21 protein-coding genes are annotated in these 21,659 nt (G+C 35.3%); 8 read left to right on the forward strand and 13 right to left on the reverse strand.

What is annotated here, in order from left to right; genetic code table 11:
* The first annotated feature begins 117 nt into the window (after positions 1-117).
* The 6 genes from OGZ34_RS03165 to OGZ34_RS03190 all read left to right on the forward strand — a co-directional run bounded on the left by OGZ34_RS03165 (position 118) and on the right by OGZ34_RS03190 (position 6,231).
* Positions 118-1,437, forward strand: coding sequence for a GntP family permease (locus tag OGZ34_RS03165; protein ID WP_263362110.1), 1,320 nt, complete (start codon positions 118-120; stop codon positions 1,435-1,437).
* Between the two features lie 4 nt (positions 1,438-1,441).
* Positions 1,442-1,909, forward strand: coding sequence for a RidA family protein (locus OGZ34_RS03170; protein ID WP_173966313.1), 468 nt, complete (start codon positions 1,442-1,444; stop codon positions 1,907-1,909).
* A 337-nt stretch (positions 1,910-2,246) separates the two neighbouring features.
* On the forward strand, positions 2,247-3,278 hold the full coding sequence (locus tag OGZ34_RS03175; RefSeq protein WP_173966312.1) for a sugar kinase: 1,032 nt from the start codon (positions 2,247-2,249) through the stop codon (positions 3,276-3,278).
* Between the two features lie 9 nt (positions 3,279-3,287).
* Complete coding sequence (locus tag OGZ34_RS03180; protein WP_173966311.1) at positions 3,288-3,935, forward strand: beta/alpha barrel domain-containing protein; 648 nt, start codon at positions 3,288-3,290, stop codon at positions 3,933-3,935.
* 3 nt (positions 3,936-3,938) lie between these two features.
* Positions 3,939-5,054 carry a D-TA family PLP-dependent enzyme gene (locus OGZ34_RS03185; protein WP_173966310.1) on the forward strand — a complete coding sequence of 372 codons (1,116 nt, stop codon included), beginning with the start codon at positions 3,939-3,941 and terminating at the stop codon, positions 5,052-5,054.
* A 106-nt stretch (positions 5,055-5,160) separates the two neighbouring features.
* Positions 5,161-6,231: a dipeptidase gene (locus OGZ34_RS03190; RefSeq protein WP_173966309.1), complete on the forward strand. Its 1,071-nt coding sequence runs from the start codon at positions 5,161-5,163 to the stop codon at positions 6,229-6,231.
* Here the strand turns inward: OGZ34_RS03190 and OGZ34_RS03195 are convergent.
* Positions 6,228-7,004 (reverse strand): DeoR/GlpR family DNA-binding transcription regulator, encoded by a 777-nt coding sequence (locus tag OGZ34_RS03195; RefSeq protein WP_173966308.1) that lies wholly within the window; start codon positions 7,002-7,004, stop codon positions 6,228-6,230. The two genes, OGZ34_RS03190 and OGZ34_RS03195, sit on opposite strands and share 4 nt — an antisense overlap.
* A 189-nt stretch (positions 7,005-7,193) precedes the next feature.
* On the opposite strand from OGZ34_RS03195, the gene OGZ34_RS03200 reads away from it, so the two are divergent.
* Positions 7,194-9,497 carry a family 20 glycosylhydrolase gene (locus OGZ34_RS03200; RefSeq protein WP_263362111.1) on the forward strand — a complete coding sequence of 768 codons (2,304 nt, stop codon included), beginning with the start codon at positions 7,194-7,196 and terminating at the stop codon, positions 9,495-9,497.
* Positions 9,498-9,830: 333 nt separating this feature from the next.
* On the opposite strand, the gene OGZ34_RS03205 is transcribed toward OGZ34_RS03200, so the two are convergent.
* The 3 genes from OGZ34_RS03205 to OGZ34_RS03215 all read right to left on the reverse strand — a co-directional run bounded on the left by OGZ34_RS03205 (position 9,831) and on the right by OGZ34_RS03215 (position 13,347).
* Positions 9,831-10,577: a succinate dehydrogenase/fumarate reductase iron-sulfur subunit gene (locus tag OGZ34_RS03205; protein ID WP_173966306.1), complete on the reverse strand. Its 747-nt coding sequence runs from the start codon at positions 10,575-10,577 to the stop codon at positions 9,831-9,833.
* A 92-nt stretch (positions 10,578-10,669) separates the two neighbouring features.
* Complete coding sequence (locus tag OGZ34_RS03210; protein WP_263362112.1) at positions 10,670-12,670, reverse strand: fumarate reductase/succinate dehydrogenase flavoprotein subunit; 2,001 nt, start codon at positions 12,668-12,670, stop codon at positions 10,670-10,672.
* 11 nt (positions 12,671-12,681) lie between these two features.
* The gene (locus OGZ34_RS03215) at positions 12,682-13,347 is read right to left on the reverse strand and encodes a succinate dehydrogenase cytochrome b subunit (RefSeq protein WP_017497708.1); all 666 of its coding nucleotides are present in this window, start codon (positions 13,345-13,347) and stop codon (positions 12,682-12,684) included.
* A gap of 321 nt (positions 13,348-13,668) precedes the next feature.
* On the opposite strand from OGZ34_RS03215, the gene OGZ34_RS03220 reads away from it, so the two are divergent.
* Entirely contained in the window at positions 13,669-15,030 is a 1,362-nt protein-coding gene (locus tag OGZ34_RS03220) for a hydroxymethylglutaryl-CoA synthase family protein (RefSeq protein ID WP_263362113.1), read from the forward strand.
* Positions 15,031-15,100: 70 nt separating this feature from the next.
* Here OGZ34_RS03220 and OGZ34_RS03225 read toward each other — a convergent pair whose 3' ends face one another.
* The 9 genes from OGZ34_RS03225 to OGZ34_RS03270 form a co-directional block, all read right to left on the reverse strand.
* A complete protein-coding gene (locus OGZ34_RS03225; protein WP_263362114.1) occupies positions 15,101-16,474 on the reverse strand; it encodes a hypothetical protein in 1,374 nt (457 codons plus the stop codon).
* Between the two features lie 8 nt (positions 16,475-16,482).
* Positions 16,483-17,844, reverse strand: a complete 1,362-nt coding sequence (locus OGZ34_RS03230; protein WP_263362115.1) for a hypothetical protein — start codon at positions 17,842-17,844, stop codon at positions 16,483-16,485.
* 379 nt (positions 17,845-18,223) lie between these two features.
* Entirely contained in the window at positions 18,224-18,595 is a 372-nt protein-coding gene (locus OGZ34_RS03240) for a hypothetical protein (RefSeq protein WP_263362117.1), read from the reverse strand.
* Positions 18,596-18,610: 15 nt separating this feature from the next.
* On the reverse strand, positions 18,611-19,060 hold the full coding sequence (locus OGZ34_RS03245) for a GNAT family N-acetyltransferase (RefSeq protein WP_263362118.1): 450 nt from the start codon (positions 19,058-19,060) through the stop codon (positions 18,611-18,613).
* Between the two features lie 67 nt (positions 19,061-19,127).
* Positions 19,128-19,697 (reverse strand): hypothetical protein, encoded by a 570-nt coding sequence (locus tag OGZ34_RS03250; protein ID WP_263362119.1) that lies wholly within the window; start codon positions 19,695-19,697, stop codon positions 19,128-19,130.
* A 102-nt stretch (positions 19,698-19,799) separates the two neighbouring features.
* Positions 19,800-20,540, reverse strand: a complete 741-nt coding sequence (locus OGZ34_RS03255) for a LytTR family DNA-binding domain-containing protein (protein ID WP_263362120.1) — start codon at positions 20,538-20,540, stop codon at positions 19,800-19,802.
* A 34-nt stretch (positions 20,541-20,574) separates the two neighbouring features.
* The gene (locus tag OGZ34_RS03260) at positions 20,575-21,012 is read right to left on the reverse strand and encodes a GNAT family N-acetyltransferase (protein WP_263362121.1); all 438 of its coding nucleotides are present in this window, start codon (positions 21,010-21,012) and stop codon (positions 20,575-20,577) included.
* 6 nt (positions 21,013-21,018) lie between these two features.
* The gene (locus tag OGZ34_RS03265) at positions 21,019-21,258 is read right to left on the reverse strand and encodes a hypothetical protein (protein WP_263362122.1); all 240 of its coding nucleotides are present in this window, start codon (positions 21,256-21,258) and stop codon (positions 21,019-21,021) included.
* Complete coding sequence (locus OGZ34_RS03270) at positions 21,255-21,629, reverse strand: hypothetical protein (RefSeq protein ID WP_263362123.1); 375 nt, start codon at positions 21,627-21,629, stop codon at positions 21,255-21,257. Before OGZ34_RS03270 ends, OGZ34_RS03265 begins: the two co-directional genes overlap by 4 nt.
* Positions 21,630-21,659: the final 30 nt, after the last annotated feature.

Here is a 21,659-nt window from a genome sequence, read left to right on the forward strand (position 1 = left end):
TTTTAAAAGCTAATTTTTTTTTATTATTCTTTTATTAAGTAAAAAAATCTATGTTGCTATGTGTTTAATCAATTTTATACGAATTACACTCTGCGGAGTTAATAATACAACAGATAAATGAGCATTTTAATTCTTACGGCATGCATTGCGTTTCTAATCGTCCAGATAGCCTGGCTTAAAATCAATCCGTTTATTGCCTTTATCATAACAGCTTTATTAGCAGGCCTTTTTTTAGGTCTGCCGATAGACACTTTATCACAAACCGTTCAAAAAGGTTTGGGCGAAATGTTAGGATCTATTACGCTGATTATTGTTTTCGGAACCTGTATTGGTAAACTTACTGTTTCATCAGGCGCCGCCAATGTTATTGCCAAAACTGTTATGGGATGGACGGGTAAAAAATACGTTCGCCTTGGCTTAATGATTACCGGATTTATTGTTGGGATACCTCTATTTTATAGTGTTGGTTTTGTTTTGTTAGTACCCTTAATCTTCTCAGTAGCCCACCAATTTAAACTGTCAAAAGTATATCTTGGTATTCCAATGCTGGCGTCGCTTTCAGTAGCACACGGTTTCTTACCCCCACATCCGTCTCCAATGGCTTTAAGCAGTATTTTTAATGCCGATCTTGGACTTGTTTTGGTTTATGGAATCATCATTGCGATTCCAACCATTTTTATTGCAGGTTTGCTGTTTTCGAATTTACTCAAAAACATTAAAACCGAATCAGATCACGAAATCTTAAATATTGAAGAAGTTGTAAACGAAGGCAAACTTCCAAGTTTTTCACTTAGTCTGTTCTCCGCTTTATTTCCGGTTTTCGGATTAACAGTAACTTCGATATTACCTATGATTTCTAAAAATGAAACTTTAGCTGACATCTGCAAAACAATTGGAGAGCCTAGTATCATCATGCTGATTTCTTTATTGATCTGTACCTATACTTTAGGGATCCGAATGAACCGAAGCATCAGCTCGGTAATGGATGACTACGCCGTTGCCATCAAAGATGTTGCCTTAATTGTTCTGATCGTTGGAGGAGCCGGCGGCCTAAAAGAAGTCATGATTGTAAGCGGCGTAAACGAAACTATCGTTGCAGCTCTAACACAAATAAACATTCATCCTTATTTATTGGCTTGGATGATGGCAGCGATTATTCGCGTTTGTGTAGGTTCGGCGACAGCGGCAGGATTAATGACCGCGAGTGTTTTACTCCCATTACTACAATCAACCGGACTTGATCCTAACTTACTGGTTTTGTCTGTTGGAGCAGGAAGTTTAATGTGCTCGCACGTAAACGACCCAAGTTTCTGGATGTTCAAAGAATATTTTAACATCAGCCTGAAAGATACTTTCAAATCATGGACCGTTATGGAATCCTTAGTATCTGTTTTAGGAATCATTTTCGTTTTTATTTTAAACTCTATAATACATTAATATCATGAATTTATTACCACAAGAAAAATTTGAAACACTTGGTTTGTCTCTTCCTCCGGCGCCTCAGCCTTTGGGTATATACAAACCCTATTTGGTTGATGGTAAATATTTATACCTTTCAGGTCACGGGCCTGTTAGAGACGACAAATCACTAATCATTGGCCGAATTGGCGATGACATGGATATCGAAGAAGGAAAATTAGCAGCGAGACAAGTCGGATTAACAATGCTTTCTACAATTGTAACCAATTTTGGAAGCCTGAACAAAGTAAAAAAAGTGATAAAAGTACTTGGAATGGTGAATTGCAATGGCGATTTTCTAAGACATCCCTATGTAATAAACGGCTGCAGTGAATTATTTGCCGAAGTCTGGGGACAGGAAAACGGAATCGGAGTAAGAAGTGCCGTAGGTATGGGATCTTTACCGGATAATATTCCCGTTGAAGTAGAAGCCGTTTTCGAATTATATTAAAAAAAGTTATGCCACAGATAACATAATAAAAAAGCATTATTTTTTGTTTGCCACGAATTTCACGAATTAAAACGAATTAATTTTTCAGGTACTGATTTGCGAAAATTAGTGAAATTCGTGGCGAAAGAATTAAATACATAGAAACATAGATTTTTTTTACTTCATTGAGGATAACAAAAAAACTCGTTTTCGCACATAGCTATGTGTATTAATGCAAGTGAAACGCCTATTACAAGGTTTCAAAAACTATGCTTCTATGTGTTAAAAAAAATAATCGCTAAGTTTATAAATCAATATAATCCCGACAGCTATCGGGAGTGGCTAAAAAAAGACAACAATGAATACAAATACCTCACAAACAAAAATCGCAACTTTCGGTGAATTATTACTCCGGATGAATGTTGCCAACGGAAATCGATTTACACAGGCCAACGAAATAAAAATTTACGTGGGCGGTGCCGAAGCAAATGTTTGTGTTTTACTATCCCAATTGGGAATACCTACCGATTACATTACCCGATTGCCTCAAAATGACTTAGCCCAATTGGCTGTAAACGAACTTCAGAAATACAAAGTAAACACCTCGAAATGTGTTTATGGCGGAGACCGTTTAGGTTTATATTTTGTCGAGGCCGGAAATCAAATCAGACAATCACAAGTTATTTACGACCGAAGCAATTCGTCTTTTGCAACCATACAAAAAGATCAGATTAACTGGGATCTGGCATTAGCCGATGTAAACCATTTTCACTGGTCCGGAATAAGTCCGGGAGTTTCGGATGAAGCAGCTCAGGTCTGTAAAGAAGCTATTTTGGCTGCACATCAAAAAGGACTTCCAATTTCTTCCGATTTTAATTACCGTTCTAAATTATGGCAATACGGAAAACATCCCTCTGAAATCATGCCTGATTTACTTCAGTACAGCACAATTACTGTTGCCGATTTAGATGCTATTGAAATTTATTTCGGAATCAAAACAGATCCAAACGAATCCGATGCCGATCGTTTTCAAAAAACATTCGAATTGTTAAAAGTAAAAATGCCCTTTTTAAAAACACTGGCAATGAGTTTCAGAAAGTCAGACGGACCAGCGCATTTATACAAAGGATTGCTGATTCACGAAGGCAACTTTTATCAGACACCCGAACACAAAATACATGTCGTAACAGACCAGATTGGTTCCGGAGATGCCTTCAACGCAGGATTATTATACGGACTGACCCATAAATTATCCGGTCAGGAATGCATCGAATGGGCAACTGCCTGCGGTGTAATCAAACAAAGTATTCACGGAGATTTTGCTATAAGCACTCTTGATGAAGTAAGTCATTTTATTAAAAACGGCTCAAGTAATAGAATTAACAGATAAAATAAGAACATGTACAGCATATTAAAAACGCAAGGTGTACTTCCGTTAGTCACACAAATCAACATTGAAACAGCCCAAATAGTCTTGCAATCGGCGGCTGATGCTGGCATAAAAATTATCGAGTTTGCTGCTCGTGCAGATAATGCAAAAGAAGTTTTTACTCAAATGATTGCTTTTAGAAAAGCCAATAATCTGCAGGTTAAAATAGCCGTAGGATCTATTTTAAATGTTCATGATGCCGAAACCTTTCATCAGTTAGGGGCAGATTGTATTGTATGCCCGCATACCGATTTCGAAATTGGAAATTATTGCTTTAAAAATAATATTTACTGGATTCCTGGAGCTGCTACCTTAAACGAAGTACTTCACGCCAATAAATTAGGAGCTGAAATTGTAAAACTTTTTCCTGCCGATAAAATTGGCGGTCCCGGATATGTAAAAGCCATCAGAGCTCCTTTTCCGAATTTAAAGATAATGCCAACCGGAGGTGTAACCTTAGAAGAAAGCAATTTGAAATCCTGGTTCAAATCCGGAGTTGTCTGCGTTGGGATTGGTTCTAATTTATTTACAAAAGAAATGCTGCTAAATTTAAGTTATGAGCAATCCTTTCAGGCTTTTCAAAATTTAATTGAAGTTGTCAAAAAAACAAGAACCTAAATTATGCGAAACAACTGGTGGAAAATAAATTCCGAAATCCGTGTTGATACTCCATTTTTGGCTGTTTACGAAGATCGCATTCAGTCCAATATTGAGCATTTGATTGAGTCTGTAAACGGTGATACTCAAAAATTAAGACCACATATCAAAACCCATAAAATTGGGGAAATTCTGGATTTATTTAAAACTTACAACATCAACAAAATTAAATGTGCTACAATTGCCGAAGCTGAACTTGCCGCCATACACGAAATTCCGGATGTGCTTCTCGCCTATCAACCTGTTGGTGTTAAAAAAGAAAGATGGATTTCGTTAATTCAAAAATATCCAGCTATCGCTTTTTCGACAATTGTAGATAATTTCGAATCGGCAAAAGCACTGGATACCATCGCGCATAAAAACAATCTGACCCTAACTGTATATCTGGATTTGAATACCGGAATGAACAGAACCGGAATCTCAATTTCTAAAAATTGGGGAGCCTTAATTGACGAAATTATTAAGTTAAAAAACATTCATTTCGCAGGTATCCACATTTACGACGGTCATTTAAAAGGTGATATCGAACACCGAACATCAATAGCTTCCAATATTTTCTTCAGTATCAATGAAGAAATAAAGACTATTCAGGAAAAATTTGATTACGAACTGAAAATTGTTGCCGGAGGATCTAATACTTTTCCATTTTATTCGGCTCAGAAAAATGTAGAATGCAGTCCCGGAACTTTTGTTTTCTGGGATTCCAATTATCAAATTCATCTACCGGAGCAAAATTTCAAACCCGCACTGGTCATTGTCGGAACCATAGTTTCAAAACCAACTTCTTCTACTTTTTGTATTGATATTGGATACAAAGCTATAGCTTCTGAAAACCCAATCGATAAAAGACTTGTGATTTTAAACGATGAGAATCTAATCCCCACCGGACATTCAGAAGAACATTTGATTATCGAAAACAAAGGAAAAAACGAATATGCTATCGGCGATACTATTTACGCACAACCTTATCATGTTTGCCCAACCTGTGCCCTTTATGACTCCGTTCAGGTTGTAAATAATGAACATCAGATCTGCGATCAATGGCAGGTTGTGGCCCGCAGCAGAAAAATTAATATCTAGCAACAGAGAAAAAAAATAGAAAATAGAGCGAAGAGGAAAGAGAATAGAGTAAAGATTATAGACCTTGCAGAAAACCTCTGAACCTTTGTGCCTTAAAAAAAATACTATGTTTATAATAGACGCCCATTTAGACCTTAGCATGAATGCGATGGAATGGAATCGAGATTTAAGAAATGACGTACCTACTTTGCGCCATTTGGAAAAAGGAATGACTGACAAACCGGATCGCGAGCGTGCAACGGTTTCTTTTCCTGATTTGCGAAGAGGAAATATCGGAATTGTAGTTGCCACTCAAATTGCACGATTTGTAAAACCCGGCAGCATTATTCCCGGCTGGAATTCACCTGAGCAGGCCTGGGCACAAACACAGGGACAGCTCGCGTGGTACAAAACCATGGAAGAAGCCGGAGAAATAACTCCAATTACAGACAAAACATCATTGCTGCAACAAATCGATTTATGGAATGACGGAACGCCAAATGACAAAAAACCCATTGGTTATATTTTAAGCTTAGAGGGTGCTGATTCTATTATTGACATTTCTTACTTAGAAAAAGCACATCAATACGGATTAAGAGCTATTGGACCGGCACATTACGGTCCCGGGCGATATGCAAACGGAACGGATGCCACTGGAAAAATGCGACAAAACGGAATCGACTTGCTAAAAGAGATGGAACGTCTGAACATTATTTTAGATGCAACACATTTATGTGACGATGCTTTCTGGCAGGCATTGGATCATTATAACGGACCTGTTTGGGCAAGTCATAACAATTGTCGAAGTCTTGTAAATCACAACCGCCAATACAGCGATGAAATGATCAAAGCCCTGATTTCACGAGGAGCCGTTATTGGAGGGGCTTTAGATGCATGGATGCTGGTTCCGGATTGGGAAAGAGGTGTTTCGACTCCACAAGGAACAAACTGCAATCTTGAGACAGTCTTCAAGCACATGGATCATATTTGTCAATTGGCCGGAAATGCCAATCATATTGGTATAGGCTCTGATCTTGATGGAGCTTTTGGTACAGAGCAATCGCCATACGATTTAAACACCATTGCCGATTTGCAAAAATTAGTTCTGATTTTTAAAAGTCATGGTTATTCAGACGAAGATCTGAATAAAATCTTTCACCAGAACTGGATTAACTTTTTAATAAAGAATTGGGACTAAATAAAAACCAAACTGGGAACTGCCTTCTTATACGCCTGTAGTTTTTCGTGATCGGGATCGACTTCCGTCACCACATAATCAACCTCGGATAAGTTGGCAATTTTCATTTTTAGAACCGTATCCAGTTTTTCAGAAATAGTAAGAATCGCTGTTTTTTCAGAAGCCTGAATCATAGCTTTTTTTACCTGAACCGTTTCCCAGTCAGAATCTGAAAATCCGCCTTCGATATCTAAAGCATTAGTTCCTAATATCAATAAATCAACTTTAATATTTGCCAACTGATTATAGACATCGCCGCTCACACACATTTGGCTGTACGAAGAAATGCTGCCGCCAATCATGATAATTTTAACATTGGGTTTGTCCAGAAGTTCTACTGCCGATAAAACAGTAACCGTAAAAATGGTCAGATTTAAAGTATCCGGAATCAATCGGATGAATTCTCTGATGGTAGTTCCACCGCCAATTAACAAAACCATTCCGTCATGAAGCAGACCTAATGTTTTTTGCGCGATGGTTTGTTTGGATTCGCCTGCATAAGTTTGATTCGAAGAAGAATGGTGATATGCCTTTGTCATTGCACCACCCTTTACTTTAATCAATAAAGACTCTGATTCAAGTTCATTAATATCGCGTCTTACGGTATCTTCTGAAACACATAATTTAACCGAAAGGGTTTCAAAACTTACACGAGTGTGTAGGTTAATCTCTTTTAAAATAAGATTTTTACGTTCTTCCTTGGTATAATTAACCAGTTCATTATCATTATTCATGCAAATTCATTTTTATTAAAGCAAATGTAAACAATTAATGCAATATTATTGCGAAACAAATTAGAATACAATGTAATAAAAAAGTTAATTCATCTATAATAAAGACATTTAAACGTAAATAGCTTTTGCAAAAAAAATGCAAATTAACCAACAAACCTTAAATTTGTTTAACGAACATAAAAAGTAACCATGCGAAAAAATATATTTCTCCTTTTAATATTTTGTTTTTCCTTTGGAAGTGCTCAAACTTCCTCTACTACTAATTCGATAATTCCTGCTCCCAATTCTTATAAAGCAACCGAGGACAGCATTCGTTTAAACGGACAAATTAAAGTAGTTTTTGAGCACAATAAATTCAGTACCAAAGAACAAAAAACTGCGAACCTTTTTGAATCCGCCATAAACACAAATACGACCAATAAAAAAAGCAACATTGAAGTTTTATTTATTACTAAAACCCCATCTGCATCGTTAAAAAAAGAAGCCTATAAAATAAGTATTACCTCAAAAAAAATTACCGTTACCGGAAGTGAAGAGGGACTGTTTTATGGAGTTCAGAGTTTATTACAAATGCTTCCGAACAAACCCAAAAATCAAGAGGTAAAATTACCCTGTGTTACTATCGAAGACGAGCCCAGATACGGATATCGCGGTTTACACTTAGATGTTTGCCGTCACTTTTTCTCTGTTGATGTTATAAAAGATTTTATCGCACAAATGGCCAGCTATAAATTAAACAACTTTCACTGGCACTTAACTGACGATCAGGGATGGAGAATTGAGATTAAAAAATACCCGAAATTGACCGAAGTAGGATCTAAACGGGCACAAACTTTAGTCGGAAATAAATTCGAAAGATTTCCTTATTTTTTTGACGGAAATCCATACGAAGGTTTTTACACTCAGGAAGAAATCAAAGACGTTGTAAAATTTGCCGAAGAGCATTATGTAAACGTTATTCCGGAAATCGAAATGCCGGGGCATGCCACAGCAGCAGTTACCGCTTACCCGCATTTATCCTGTTTCCCCGATCGTTCCTATAAAGTTATTGAATACTGGGGCGTATTTGAAGACATATTCTGTGCCGGAAAAGAAGAAACTTTTACCTTTCTTGAAGATGTTCTAACCGAAGTTATGGCTTTGTTTCCAAGCAAATACATTCACATTGGTGGTGATGAATGCCCAAAAGCAAGATGGAAAGAATGCCCAAATTGCCAAAAAAGAATCAAAGACTTAGGTTTAAAAAACGAACATGAATTACAAAGTTATCTCACCACCAGAATCGAAAAATTCCTGAATTCCAACGGAAGACAAATTCTGGGCTGGGACGAAATGCTGGAAGGCGGACTGGCTCCAAACGCAGCAGTAATGTCCTGGCGCGGAGAATCGGGAGGAATTGCCGCAGCCAAACAAAAACACTTCGTAATCATGAATCCGGAGCAAGTTTTGTATCTTGACTATAACCAGGCGTATTCTCCAAATGAGCCTTTAACCGTTGGAAGATTAGTGACCGTAGAAAAAATGTACCAATACAACCCCACTCCTGTAGACAGTCTGACGATTGACGAACAAAAATACATTATGGGTGTGCAGTCTAATTTGTGGTCGGAGTATTTAACCAGTCCTGCCAAATTAAACTACCAACTCTATCCCCGAATGTTTGCTTTAGCAGAGATCGCATGGACAGAACCACAAAATAAAAATTATGATAATTTTGTTCTCAATCGCATGCCGCATCATTTAGAAAAATTAGAAGCACAAAAAAGGCTCTACAAAGTCCCAACACCCTTTGGCGCAAATGAAACAGCTTTGATCACTTCAAAATACACCTTAGATCTGAAACCAACGATCAAAAACGGGCAAATTTTTTACACCATAGACGGTTATAACCCAGATGAGACAGCAGAACTATACACCAAACCGGTAACCATAAATATTCCACAAGGAGAATTCAGAACCATCAAAACAGTTCAGATTAGCCCGGGCGGAAGAAGAAGCTCTATCAACAAAATAATAATCCGAAATCCGGATTTAAAACCGGCTTTAGCACAAAAACCTACTAAGAAAGGGCTAAAATACGAGTATTTTACAGGAGCACTATTCCAGCAGGTTCAGGATTTAGATTTAGTAAAACCTGTAAATTCCGGAATTTTTGAAGGCACTGTGAGCAGTGAAAAATGGAAAACGAAAAAAGAACGCTATATTGGCTTAAAATTCGACGGATACCTCTATATCCCGGAAACCGGAAATTATACGTTTTCAACGCTTTCAGACGACGGATCGAAGCTTTTTATCGACAATGAGCTAATCGTTAACAATGATGGGATTCATTGGCTCAACGAAGCTTATGGAACTGCAAAACTTGAAAAAGGATTTCATAAAATCAATATCAGTTATTTTGACCAGATTGGCGGAACAACTTTAAACTGTTTCATTCAGCCCGAAGGAAAAGAAAAACAGGAGATAAGTGCTTCGCAATTCTATTATGAATAAAAGTAAAGAAAGCGGCAGCTTAAAATAACAACTCCTTTGATTGAACAAAAAAAATCTAAAAAACACCAACAACAAGACCCCAGCGGGGTAAAATATTTATAGAATTTCAACAAAACCGATAAAAAAAAGCTCCAGAGGAGCGATATACATTTACGATCTAATATATCGCTCCTCTGGAGCTTATGCAAACGCCTGTTTTTTTCTACAAATATTTCACTCCCTTGGAGCTCACAAAAAAAGGGCCTGTCTCAAAAATGAGACGACCCTTATTTTTTAACCGCTAAGAAACTATTCTTTTAAAACAGCTTCTTTTGTTTTTATATAAAAAACATATTATCCTTTCAAACTTGCTGATAAATACTCACGGTTCATACGTGCAATATTCTCAAGAGAAATTCCTTTTGGACATTCGATTTCACAAGCTCCTGTATTGGTACAGTTACCAAAACCTTCTAAATCCATTTGGTGTACCATGTTTAGAACACGATCAACTGCTTCAACTTTACCTTGAGGCAACAATGCATATTGAGAAACTTTTGCTCCAACAAATAACATTGCCGATGAGTTTTTACAAGTTGCTACACAAGCTCCACAACCAATACAAGCTGCAGCATCAAATGATTTATCCGCATCGTGTTTATTGATTGGAATTGTATTGGCATCAATTGTATTTCCAGAAGTATTCACCGAGATAAATCCTCCTGCATGCTGAATTCTGTCAAAAGAACTTCTGTCAACCACTAAATCTTTAATTACCGGGAAAGCTTTTGCTCTAAATGGCTCGATAAAAATCGTATCTCCATCTTTAAACATACGCATGTGTAACTGGCAAGTAGTTACTCCTCTATCTGGTCCGTGTGCTTCACCATTGATGAATAATGAACACATTCCGCAAATTCCTTCGCGACAATCGTGGTCAAATGCAACCGGCTCTTCACCTTTATTGATTAATTGTTCGTTAAGAACGTCAAGCATTTCAAGGAAAGACATATCTGGTTCGATTCCGTCAATTGGGTAATCAACTATTCCTCCTTTATCTTGGGCGTTTTTCTGACGCCATATTTTTAATGTAAGTTTCATACTGTTTTAGTTTGAAGGTCATAAAGCCGAAAGTCGAAAGTCAGTTAACATTGAGCCATTTGACTTTAAGACTTTTGTCTTTTGACTAATTGCTATTTGTAACTACGCTGTACTAATTTAATGTTTTCGTAAATTAGAGGTTCTTTGTGTAATACGGCATCACTTGGTTTTCCTTTGTATTCCCAAGCTGCAACGTATGCAAAGTTTTCGTCATCACGAAGTGCTTCTCCCTCTTCTGTCTGGTACTCCTCACGGAAGTGACCTCCACAAGATTCATTACGGTGTAAAGCATCTTTCGCGAACAATTCTCCTAATTCTAAGAAATCGGCAACACGTGTCGCTTTCTCTAATTCCTGATTAAATTCGTTAGCGCTTCCTGGCACTTTTACATCTTTATAAAACTCTTCACGTAAAGCAGCAATTTCTTCGATAGCTTCAGTCAAACCTTTAGCATTACGAGCCATACCAACTTTATCCCACATGATTTTTCCTAATTTCTTATGGAAATAATCTACAGAATGAGTTCCTTTATTATTGATAAATCTGTCGATTTGATCTTTTACTGCTTTTTCTGCTTCTAAGAATTCCGGTAACTCTGTAGAAATTTCTCCCATTTTAATATCCGGAGCTAAATAATCTCCAATAGTATAAGGCAATACGAAATATCCATCAGCTAAACCTTGCATCAAAGCCGAAGCTCCAAGTCTGTTTGCTCCGTGATCAGAGAAGTTAGATTCTCCAATTGAGAAACATCCCGGAATTGTAGTCATTAAATTATAATCAACCCAGGTTCCACCCATAGTGTAGTGAACTGCTGGATAAATCATCATTGGCGTTGTATAAGGATCCTCATCAACGATTTTGTAGTACATCTGGAATAAGTTTCCGTATTTACTTTTCACGATCGCAGCTCCTAATTTAGTCACCAAAGCAGTGTCTTTATCATCTAAACCTTTTACGTAAGCATCTTCCGTTCCGTAACGTTGAATTGCTGCTGCGAAATCTAAGTAAACAGCTTCTCCGGTTTTATTAACTCCAAAACCAGCATCACATCTTTCTTTTGCAGCACGAGACGCCACGTCACGAGGTACTAAGTTACCAAAAGCAGGATATCTTCTTTCTAAGAAATAATCTCTTTCCGCTTCAGATAAATCAGTTGCTTTTTTCTTTCCTTCACGAATTGCTTTAGCATCTTCTAATTTCGCAGGAACCCAAATACGACCGTCATTACGTAACGATTCAGACATCAAAGTCAATTTAGACTGGTGATCTCCTGAAACCGGAATACAAGTTGGGTGAATTTGAGTGTAACAAGGATTCGCAAAATACGCTCCTTTTTTATGTATTTTCCAAGCTGCTGTTGCGTTACTTCCCATAGCATTTGTAGATAAGAAAAATACGTTTCCGTATCCTCCTGAACCTACTACTACTGCGTGAGCAGAGTGTCTTTCAATTTCTCCTGTAATTAAGTTACGAGCGATAATACCTCTCGCTTTTCCGTTCACGATAACAATGTCAAGCATTTCGTGACGGTTGTACATTTTTACTTTTCCACGACCAATCTGACGGTTCATTGCAGAATAAGCTCCTAGCAATAATTGTTGTCCGGTTTGTCCTTGTGCGTAAAATGTACGGGAAACCAATGTTCCACCAAAAGAACGGTTATCCAATAATCCACCATATTCACGAGCCAATGGCACCCCTTGAGCCACACACTGGTCAATAATATTAGCAGAAACTTCAGCCAAACGGTGAACGTTTGCCTCACGTGCACGGTAGTCACCTCCTTTTACAGTATCATAAAATAATCTGTAAACCGAGTCACCATCACCTTTATAATTTTTTGCTGCATTGATTCCCCCTTGTGCTGCAATAGAGTGCGCACGACGTGGTGAATCCTGAAAACAGAAAGCTTTTACGTTATATCCTAATTCAGCCAAAGTAGCCGCAGCAGAACCTCCAGCCAAACCTGTACCAACAATAATAACATCTAAATTACGTTTGTTAGCAGGGTTTACTAAATTAATATGATCTTTATAATTTGTCCATTTGTCCGATATTGGACCATTTGGAATTTTTGAATCTAATGCCATTATAATTGATATTAATTATTGAAATGATGAAATAATGCGATGATAACGAAAAGTGCCGGTACTACAACCGCAAATCCATAACCAACTTTACTTAAGAATCGAGAATACTTATTGTGCATCCCTACAGATTGAAGAGATGAACTGAATCCGTGCCAAAGGTGAAACCCTAACAACACAAATGATATACAATAAATACCTGTACGAATTGGATCATGAAACTTATGCACTAGCTCTCCATAATATCTTGTTGCATCTGGTGCTGTACCTGCAATATACTTGTAAGTAACTTCAGGAAACCAAAAATCATAGAAATGCAATCCTAAGAAAGCCAAAATAACCAACCCCGAAATAATCATATTTCTAGAAGTCCATGAAGCATTAGCAGCTCCGTTGTATTTTGCATAAGCAATTGGTCTTGCCGCGCTATTTTGAGCAGTCAATACAAATCCCATTACGAAATGGAAAATTACTCCGATTGCCAAAACAGGTTGCATTACATATTGAATCAGCGGATTGTATCCCATAAAGTGAGAAGCTTCGTTAAAAACGTCTTCACTAATAATAGAAATAAAATTTAAGGAAACATGCAGCGCTAAAAACGTGATTAAGAATATTCCCGAAAGAGCCATAGCCACTTTCTTTAAGATGGAAGCATTCAATAGTGCAGATTGTGCCATAAGTGTTAAAGTAGTTTGTTTTAAAAAATTAGACAAAAATAAAGCAATTAGACATCAACTACAACCATTTCGCTGTTATTTATAATGATTTTAAAGAGCTTTCCCCGATATTATTGCAAATTATTTAAAAACAAGAAAATAGAAATTTTTCACAAGCCATTTTAACGAATTCTTAATTTTTATGTAATTACCAAATTGCTATTTTTTGCCCCTTTTTGAGCTGTTTTCCTCAAAAATAAAGCGATGCTCAATTTTATTGAATTAAAACAACCGAATTTTAAGAGCATAATTTTACCTTTATCCGCTTCAAAAAAAATGATAATGAAAACAGGAATTGACGCTATTTCTTTTGATGTAGCCAACATACATTTGCCCATAAAAACTTTGGCTCTTGCCAGAAATATAGAACCTGAAAAACTAGAAAAAGGCCTCGGACTAATTAAAATGACTTTACCTGACGTTCATCAGGACGCGGTGGTTTTTGGAGCCAATGCTTTAACCAAACTTATTCTTGACCACAATATCAATCTAACCGAAATTAGCAGGATCTATGTGGGTACCGAAAGCGCCATCGACAGTTCGAAGCCTATTAGTTCGTTCTTAATTAGTTTGATAGAGCAAAAATTCGGCGAGGATACTTTGGCAGAATGTGATGTAGTCGATTTTACTTTTGCCTGTATTGGTGGTGTTGACGCTTTGCAAAACTGTATTGATTTTGTAAAACTGAATCCGGCCAAGAAAGCAATTGTCGTAACAACCGACTTTGCCAAATACGATTTAAACTCTACCGGAGAATACACACAAGGCGCCGGAGCATTAGCAATGTTAGTGACTTCGAACCCGAGAATCATTGCTTTTGATAACAATTGGGCGACAAGTACAAAAGGAGTCTTTGATTTTTTCAAACCCTACCGAAGCATTTCAAAAGAAGCGATTACAAAAAACATAAACAACGACTCGTGGTTTGATAATTTAGAAGCCGAGATCGAAATCCATAAAGACCAGCCTGTTTTTGATGGTCAGTATTCGAATCAATGTTATATGGATCGTACGAGAGCTGCTTATTTTTCATTTAAGAAATTAAAGAATACAACTGAAACTTTATACAATTCCTGGAATAGCATTATCATGCATCTTCCCTATTCGTTTCAAGGACGACGCATGTTATCTGAAATTTACGCTTTAGACAGTGCCGAAAAAATCATTTCAGAAAACATCGAACCTGCAGATTACCAAAACAAAATCAAAGAAGTCGCAAAATCTGATGAGTACAGAAATTTTGTAACCGGGAAATTACAACCTGCTGAATTAGCTTCGTCTTTAATTGGGAACCTTTATACGGGTTCTATTTTCATGGGATTGTTATCAACTTTGGCTCATTCTTACGATACAAAACAAGAAGTTGCAGGAACTAAATTCGGATTCTTAGCTTACGGAAGCGGATCGAAATCGAAAGTTTTTGAAGGTACAATCCAGCCGGAATGGAAAGCTGCACTGGAAAACGTGAAGCTTTTTGAAAATCTGGAAGAAAGCACAGAAATTGATTTCAACACTTACGAAGGCCTTCATAAAAAAGAACAAAAACAAAGCGTCAGAACTCCAAAAAACGAATGGATTCTAGACCGAATCGAAAAAGAAATCCCAAATTTGATTGGGGCGAGATATTATAAATGGATAGATTAAGTAAAATTCCAAACTTTTTAAATTCCAATAAAAAACCGAAGCAAACTGCTTCGGTTTTTTATTGGAATTTTTATTCCCTTTCACCGTAGTGTTTTTTTATTTCCTTCAAAATATCATAAACTACAGTATCATTCCCATCATGATATCTTCTAGCCCAAAAACTATAAACTATTATCGCTGCAGCTTCCTCACTACTTCCTCCGATTGCATAGGCTTTCTTCTTTAATAAGGCTAAGGTACTATTGGAAATGTAAGGTGCAATCTTTCGATAGCAATCGGTTGGAGAATCCCTATTCGTCCTGGAAATCATCATGTTATAAACTTTATCCATTGCTTTAGAGCCATCATCTGTATTAGAAACATCATCTCTGCTAGCAATCAACACATCTACAAGCTGTTTTAAATTTGATTCAACGTAAATTTTCTTAGACAACAAAGAATAAATAATAGGGCTGTAACTTTTAAATGATTTTGCAAGAGCTTCATTATCAACTCTCAATACTTTACCCACATGTTTTATTTCTGAATATTCAGCAATCTGAGATTCCGTGTCGATTACATTTTTTGTACTGATATAATACTCTCCTTTTTTTAAATTTAAGAAATCTGCCAGAAAATACTGGATTAGATTTCGCACTTTGGTATCGGTATAACTTCTGTCAAAATATTCCTTAAAAAACCCTGTCGATTTTACACCAGTTGGTTTCATTTTTTTAAACCCGTAATAATCATCCTCTTCCTCATCTGATAATTCTTCATCAGTGATTTCATCCTGCCCAAATGTAGCTGAACTATCAATCATAGTACTATCTATAGCTGCATAAGCACTATCCTGAGCTACTTCGGTTTCATCAACTTCCGGAACAAAAGGAATCGCTTTAATTATTTCACTTGAGGAATACTGTGGTGAAATTAATTGATTCAATCCAAAATATAAAGAACTTCCAAAAATAAGAACCGAAAGAAGTATCATTAAACCACCAAGAAGTCCGCTTACTTCATTAACCGAATCTTTTATCCTTAAAAAAAGCCCTATAACCAAGCTCGCGATAAACAGAATTCCCAAAAAAATAGAAAATCGTAATCCGAAACCGGAATAGCCTTTTATACCTATTTCAAAATCCACTATCACACAAATAACAGAAGACAGAAACACTATGGTACCAACAACCAGATTCGCAAAAAAAGAAATACGCCAGAATTTATCTTCGTTGCTGTTTTCTAAATCTTCAACCTCTGAATCGGACTGTAAAATAGAAATTATCAAACGCTGAATGAGGATCGAAATACCCAATATCATCAAAAGAAAGAAACCGATTAAAAGTAAAATCAATTTTGAAATAACCGCAAAAGCAATACCATACTCTATATTATAAAGCACAAAACCAAATACAGTTAATACAAAAAACTGAACAATTAAAATTATTTTATAAGATTTTATCATTTTAAAATTTAAATATAATGTACTCGTATTTCTCTCAAAACCTTATAAACCACATCTTTATTACCTTCCTTATTTCTTCTTGCCCAAAAACTGTAAAACCACACAATATCTGAATTGGACTTATAAAAACCTTTATTTTTTTTAAGCTCTTTTATTACGTAAGGAGAACAAACCTTTTTAATTTCCGATAAAAATTTTCCAATATTATTTTCATCAGAATCTATATTGTTTTGCATAATCTCGTAAATTAGATCTAGTTTTCCAGTATCTTCACCTACATCGTGATACGTAAATAACAACGCATCAACGACTTGATCAAACTGATTACTACGATATGTTTCTTTCGAAACGGTACTAAAAAGAATCCACTTATAACTTTGAAGCCCACCATAAAGATGCACGGGGTTGTCTTTTAGATGCGAAATAAAATTAATCACACGATAATCATTATCATATGTTTGTCCTGCAAGAACACTATACACATACATCCTAAGTCCCACTAAGTCAAATGAATTTCCGATTTTTTTTACGAAAAAATCATCCCTCATTGCGTTCCATGAATCAACAACCGTTGACTTATCCAATACCAGAACCTGTAGTTTTTTTACTTCTTCACTTGATTCATAGTCACTTTCCTGGTTTTCTTCACTTTCTTCACTTTCTTCGTAATTACTTTCTTTTCCTTGTTCACCATATTCGCCCTCATAACTATCCTCACTTTCTGAATATTCTTCAGAATCTTCCCCTTCATTTACCAAAACTCTTTTTTCATTTTTATGCCTCACATAATTCTCAGAATTATTTATGAATTGCCTTATAAAAACAACATCAAAAACAAAAGCAACAATAATTATAAAAAAACCAAATATCAGAATAATAGAGGCCAATGTTTTATTTGATTTCCAGTAAATTCCAGATGCGAGAAAAAAAGAAGCCACCACTAAACTTAATAACAAAACAACTAAGCATCTTAAAAAAATCAAACTATAGAAAAGAACAGGCTGATCAATTACAAATGAATCTTGTCGAAAAACACCTACTGATACAACTGCAATGAATAACAAAGTAAAAACATTACAATAAAAGGCAAATTTCCAGAAATTCTGTCTGCGTTTTATTTTCAAAATTTCTGATTCATCAACCAAGACATCTTCCCGTTTTGAAAACAAACTAAAAAGCGCAAGAACCAAACCAATACCAAAAACGAATAATGGAACAGCATAACCATAATTAAACTCATAAGGATGAATTTCTCTAATTCTGATTACTTTTTGACTTTTCGGATTAGAGAGTATAAAAACACCTAATAAAAAAACGGGGATAAACTGAAGTAATAATACGTTTTTAAAAAACTTAGTTTTTTTATTCATAAATTGGGTTAGGAGTTACGTAGGAATTTGTCCAAAACTATTAAAAAAATTAACATTTACCGTCTGTTTTCTTTTTATTTTTTTCAAGAAAACAGACGGTCTTTTAGGCAAATACTAGGGAATCAATAATTAATCCTTTTTATGCTGTTCTGTATAGTTTTGACTTCCTTTAAGAGCTTCGTCATGCACATTCATTCCATGTGACATTCCCAGCATAAAAGCAGTTAGTATTACTATAAATTTTCTTTTTATCCAATGAAGTGGTCGCTTAGATTGCTCTAAACGTGTTTGATTATTGTGTTTATACATTTTAAAAATGATAAATGATTAGACATTATTTTATCATCGTATGCGTTGAAGCGCATAAAAGCCCAAAAAATTAAGCTATGTATAAACTTGTTTTGAAATTACCGGAATGAATTGTTTCATTTACAAAAACAGATTGTTTTATAAATGAACTTAATTTCTGAAAAAGAAATATTTGTAAATCTTGAATTACCCGAATTTGAAAACTTAAAACATCTTTATTAGAAAGATAATCAAGAACAATCGAAAACATTGTTTTTGTTCGGGAAGTTGATTTTGCAAACTTGTATAATCGGGAACTAGAAAAATCTAATTCTCGTCTCAAAATCACAAATGAAGATTGGTAATAATCTGCCGATTTTGAGGGAGAAACTAAAGTACCATCACTCGCAATCACGACAAAAGCCAGAAAGAGCGAAAGTAGGTATTTTGTATAGTTTTTCAATTTTGGTTTGATTTATTATAATTTCATTTCCATAACGGGCATAAACCTGTCTTTTATTGCGGTTTCGAATGCTCCTATTTTCACAAATCCCATTTTTGAATAAAAACCTTCAGCATTTGGCTCTGAATCGAGTTGAATGGTTTGAATTTCAGCTTCTTTCATTCGGTTTAAAAAATCGAGAAACAGGTATTTACCAAAACCTTTCCCTATATATTCAGGCAAGATAAATAAATTATCCATTTTTACATTCTTTCCATCTTCAAAAAGATAAGAATAATAACCAATTATTACGTTATCCTTTACCAATTTGAATACATCATGCTCCCTTATATAATCTTGAGAAATAGTAAGGCTCACCTCCCACTTTTGAATTTGCTCTGCCGAATATCCCCAATAAGCTTTTGACTTCTTGGTTATTTGTGTTAGAATTTCACTATCGGTTGTATTTGCTTTTTCTATCCTCATTTTTATACAAGATGAAAGCGAAGATATGAATTAAAACAAAAGTTCTAATCTACTAGAAGACTATTTCTCAATTGACTTCTACTGTATTTGCTTCCGGGGTCTCTTTTCTATAAAGAAGCAAACCTAATCCTACTAGAAAAACAATACAACTCAACATCATATAAACGCCATTTCTTAAGACGAAGAATGAAAAACCAACTGCAGGCGCAGCAAAAACAACCATTAATACAAAGATCAAATGAGTTTTTATAAAGCTTAAAGCATGGATCGCCAAACCTATAAAAAGCAATGAGGGCCCAACAATAATAAACGGATATAAAATCAAGGGTGTATTACTAATATGAATGCTTAAAGCTTCTCTCGCGGCATCGTTATCTCCAAAACTCGACATTATAAAATCAATCGTACAAAGACCAATGTGTGCAATAACCCCCAAAGTTGTTATAAAAGAAGCAACGGCATTCAACTTGTTTTTAGGAAAAACATCATTAAATGCTATTAAAAAACAAGCTCCAATAAGATTGAACCAATGTGCAAAATCGATTGAACTTTGAATGTCCGGTAAAACTTTAGAAAATAGTAAATAACTGATCCCGAAAAATAGCAATCCAAGGAAGCAAAAGTGTTTTGTTTTCATAATTTATTTTAAAAATTGAGAAAGCAAAACTAAAACGAAAAACCCGCTTAATTGCCTAATTTACTGACTTAGGTACAAAACATATCGTTTTAGGTACGAAATTTAGAAAGCCAGTAAATTTTCTTTAAAACTCTTAGAAACCGGAAGTTCAATTTGGGTTAAAACAATCGTATTTTGATCTCGCCACGATTTAAAATGCAGTGGATTTATCAAATGTGAACGGTGTATTTGAACTAAAAAAGCAAAATCGTCCTGAAGTTTTTTGAGCGAAGTGCGAATCAATTTTGAACGTAGCTGATCATTTTCGGTATAAAAAATCTCCACGTAGTTTTGCGCATTAGAGATGCAAACCAAATCGCTTGTTTTGATTTTTAAAATGTCTAATTTGTTTTCACCTTTAATAACTAAAAGATCTTCTTTTACCGGAATCAGTTTAAGCAAATATCTTCTGGCCAGAACGATTACGGGAGTTAAAACTAAAGCAACTTTGATAAATATTATAGTGAAGAACTCCGCAAAACGATAGCCTCCGTTTAAAATCGGGCTTTTGTAATATCCATAAACCGCAATGAAATAGATCAGATAAAAAAAGATAAGACTTGCTACTTCAAGACCAGTATTCCATTTTGATATTTTTTGATAAAGTCTCCTCTGGACAATAGCAAGAATACCGTAACATATCAATGCTGTTACACTAAAACCGATGCTCATTAAAAACCAGGTCCTTAAATTCAATGTTCCATCATCGAATGGTCTTATGATAAAAGCAAAAACAAAAATCCATAAGGCAAGAAGTAAACCTACTATTAGATTGTGTTTTAGAGATGTATTCAATTGTTTCATTTAACTAGAGAACAACTATGTCCCATTTTTTCCGTTACTTATAAATCGTAAACTTGTTATGCGTTAACCCAAAGCCAAGATTTTCGTAAATCAGTACATTTTCTACTCGTCTTTTATTTGTGGTTACTTCAATACTTTTCAAATTGTTCCGATCGGCATACTGCAAAATCTCATTTATTAATTGCCTCCCAATGCCTTTCCCGCGATAATTTTGATGAATAAAAAACTCCTGAATTTCGCCTACCAAACCGCAATGATGCAAAAGATTTTGGGTGTGAAAGCTAATAAAACCTAACCCTTCTGTTTCATTTTCGGCAATTAGATAAACATTCTTTTTATTTGAAATGTTTTCTTCGAATATTTCCTTAAAAACTTCAAAATCTAAAATTTCATTTTCAAGTTCGTTTATAGCTTGGTAAACAAAATCTAAATCCTGTTTTTCTACTTTTCTGATTTTAATATTTGATTCCATCGTCTTCTATAAATTACCGTAAACCACAATATATTCAGCATAAACTAACTTATCGTTTAACCAATTTATTGTTTCCAATAAAAAAGCATTCTCCTTTTCATTTTCATTTTCTATAAGTTTTATTTTTTCAACAATCAATCTAATCGTTTTATGGTCAAAAAAATTATGACCCGTTTTATCAAATTCATCTTCAATTACATCATTCCACGGATTTCGCAAGGGGAAAACAGATTGAAACTCTTTCAAAAAAGATCAAAATCTTCTGTTGGAATAAAAGCATCATTTCGCTTAGCAGTTTTATAGAATTCACCTTTTCCATTTTCGGGCCATAAAACAAAGCCTATTTTAGAATCTGTTGCTTTTCCTGTTGTTATGATAATTGGTTTTTGATTAATTCTTTCGACTGTTTTTACAACATCGTAATTACATAACTCATAATTCTCTTTTGCAACATCATAATCACACTCTGTTTTTATACTTATTATCTTGATATTATCATTATGAAATTCCTGCTCACACAATTCAATGTCATTATTATTTTTTTTAAGAAGTCTAATAGCCTGGTTTAATGGAATTGAAATTTTATTTCTTAGTGTTCTTAGCTTTTCATTGTCCATAATATAAATCTAATCTCTTGAATTCTTTTC

Source organism: Flavobacterium collinsii, assembly GCF_946903285.1.
Lineage (GTDB): Bacteria > Bacteroidota > Bacteroidia > Flavobacteriales > Flavobacteriaceae > Flavobacterium > Flavobacterium collinsii.

Excerpts from the sequence above, each read along its gene's own strand:
- OGZ34_RS03250 (WP_263362119.1), bottom strand. The coding sequence starts at position 19,697 with ATGAAAACAAAACACTTTTGCTTCCTTGGATTGCTATTTTTCGGGATC.
- OGZ34_RS03185 (WP_173966310.1), top strand. The coding sequence starts at position 3,939 with ATGCGAAACAACTGGTGGAAAATAAATTCCGAAATCCGTGTTGATACT.
- OGZ34_RS03175 (WP_173966312.1), top strand. The coding sequence starts at position 2,247 with ATGAATACAAATACCTCACAAACAAAAATCGCAACTTTCGGTGAATTA.
- OGZ34_RS03170 (WP_173966313.1), top strand. The coding sequence starts at position 1,442 with ATGAATTTATTACCACAAGAAAAATTTGAAACACTTGGTTTGTCTCTT.
- OGZ34_RS03230 (WP_263362115.1), bottom strand. The coding sequence starts at position 17,844 with ATGAATAAAAAAACTAAGTTTTTTAAAAACGTATTATTACTTCAGTTT.
- OGZ34_RS03225 (WP_263362114.1), bottom strand. The coding sequence starts at position 16,474 with ATGATAAAATCTTATAAAATAATTTTAATTGTTCAGTTTTTTGTATTA.
- OGZ34_RS03220 (WP_263362113.1), top strand. The coding sequence starts at position 13,669 with ATGAAAACAGGAATTGACGCTATTTCTTTTGATGTAGCCAACATACAT.
- OGZ34_RS03205 (WP_173966306.1), bottom strand. The coding sequence starts at position 10,577 with ATGAAACTTACATTAAAAATATGGCGTCAGAAAAACGCCCAAGATAAA.
- OGZ34_RS03195 (WP_173966308.1), bottom strand. The coding sequence starts at position 7,004 with ATGAATAATGATAATGAACTGGTTAATTATACCAAGGAAGAACGTAAA.
- OGZ34_RS03210 (WP_263362112.1), bottom strand. The coding sequence starts at position 12,670 with ATGGCATTAGATTCAAAAATTCCAAATGGTCCAATATCGGACAAATGG.
- OGZ34_RS03260 (WP_263362121.1), bottom strand. The coding sequence starts at position 21,012 with ATGGAATCAAATATTAAAATCAGAAAAGTAGAAAAACAGGATTTAGAT.
- OGZ34_RS03180 (WP_173966311.1), top strand. The coding sequence starts at position 3,288 with ATGTACAGCATATTAAAAACGCAAGGTGTACTTCCGTTAGTCACACAA.
- OGZ34_RS03255 (WP_263362120.1), bottom strand. The coding sequence starts at position 20,540 with ATGAAACAATTGAATACATCTCTAAAACACAATCTAATAGTAGGTTTA.
- OGZ34_RS03215 (WP_017497708.1), bottom strand. The coding sequence starts at position 13,347 with ATGGCACAATCTGCACTATTGAATGCTTCCATCTTAAAGAAAGTGGCT.
- OGZ34_RS03200 (WP_263362111.1), top strand. The coding sequence starts at position 7,194 with ATGCGAAAAAATATATTTCTCCTTTTAATATTTTGTTTTTCCTTTGGA.
- OGZ34_RS03270 (WP_263362123.1), bottom strand. The coding sequence starts at position 21,629 with ATGGACAATGAAAAGCTAAGAACACTAAGAAATAAAATTTCAATTCCA.
- OGZ34_RS03245 (WP_263362118.1), bottom strand. The coding sequence starts at position 19,060 with ATGAGGATAGAAAAAGCAAATACAACCGATAGTGAAATTCTAACACAA.
- OGZ34_RS03190 (WP_173966309.1), top strand. The coding sequence starts at position 5,161 with ATGTTTATAATAGACGCCCATTTAGACCTTAGCATGAATGCGATGGAA.
- OGZ34_RS03165 (WP_263362110.1), top strand. The coding sequence starts at position 118 with ATGAGCATTTTAATTCTTACGGCATGCATTGCGTTTCTAATCGTCCAG.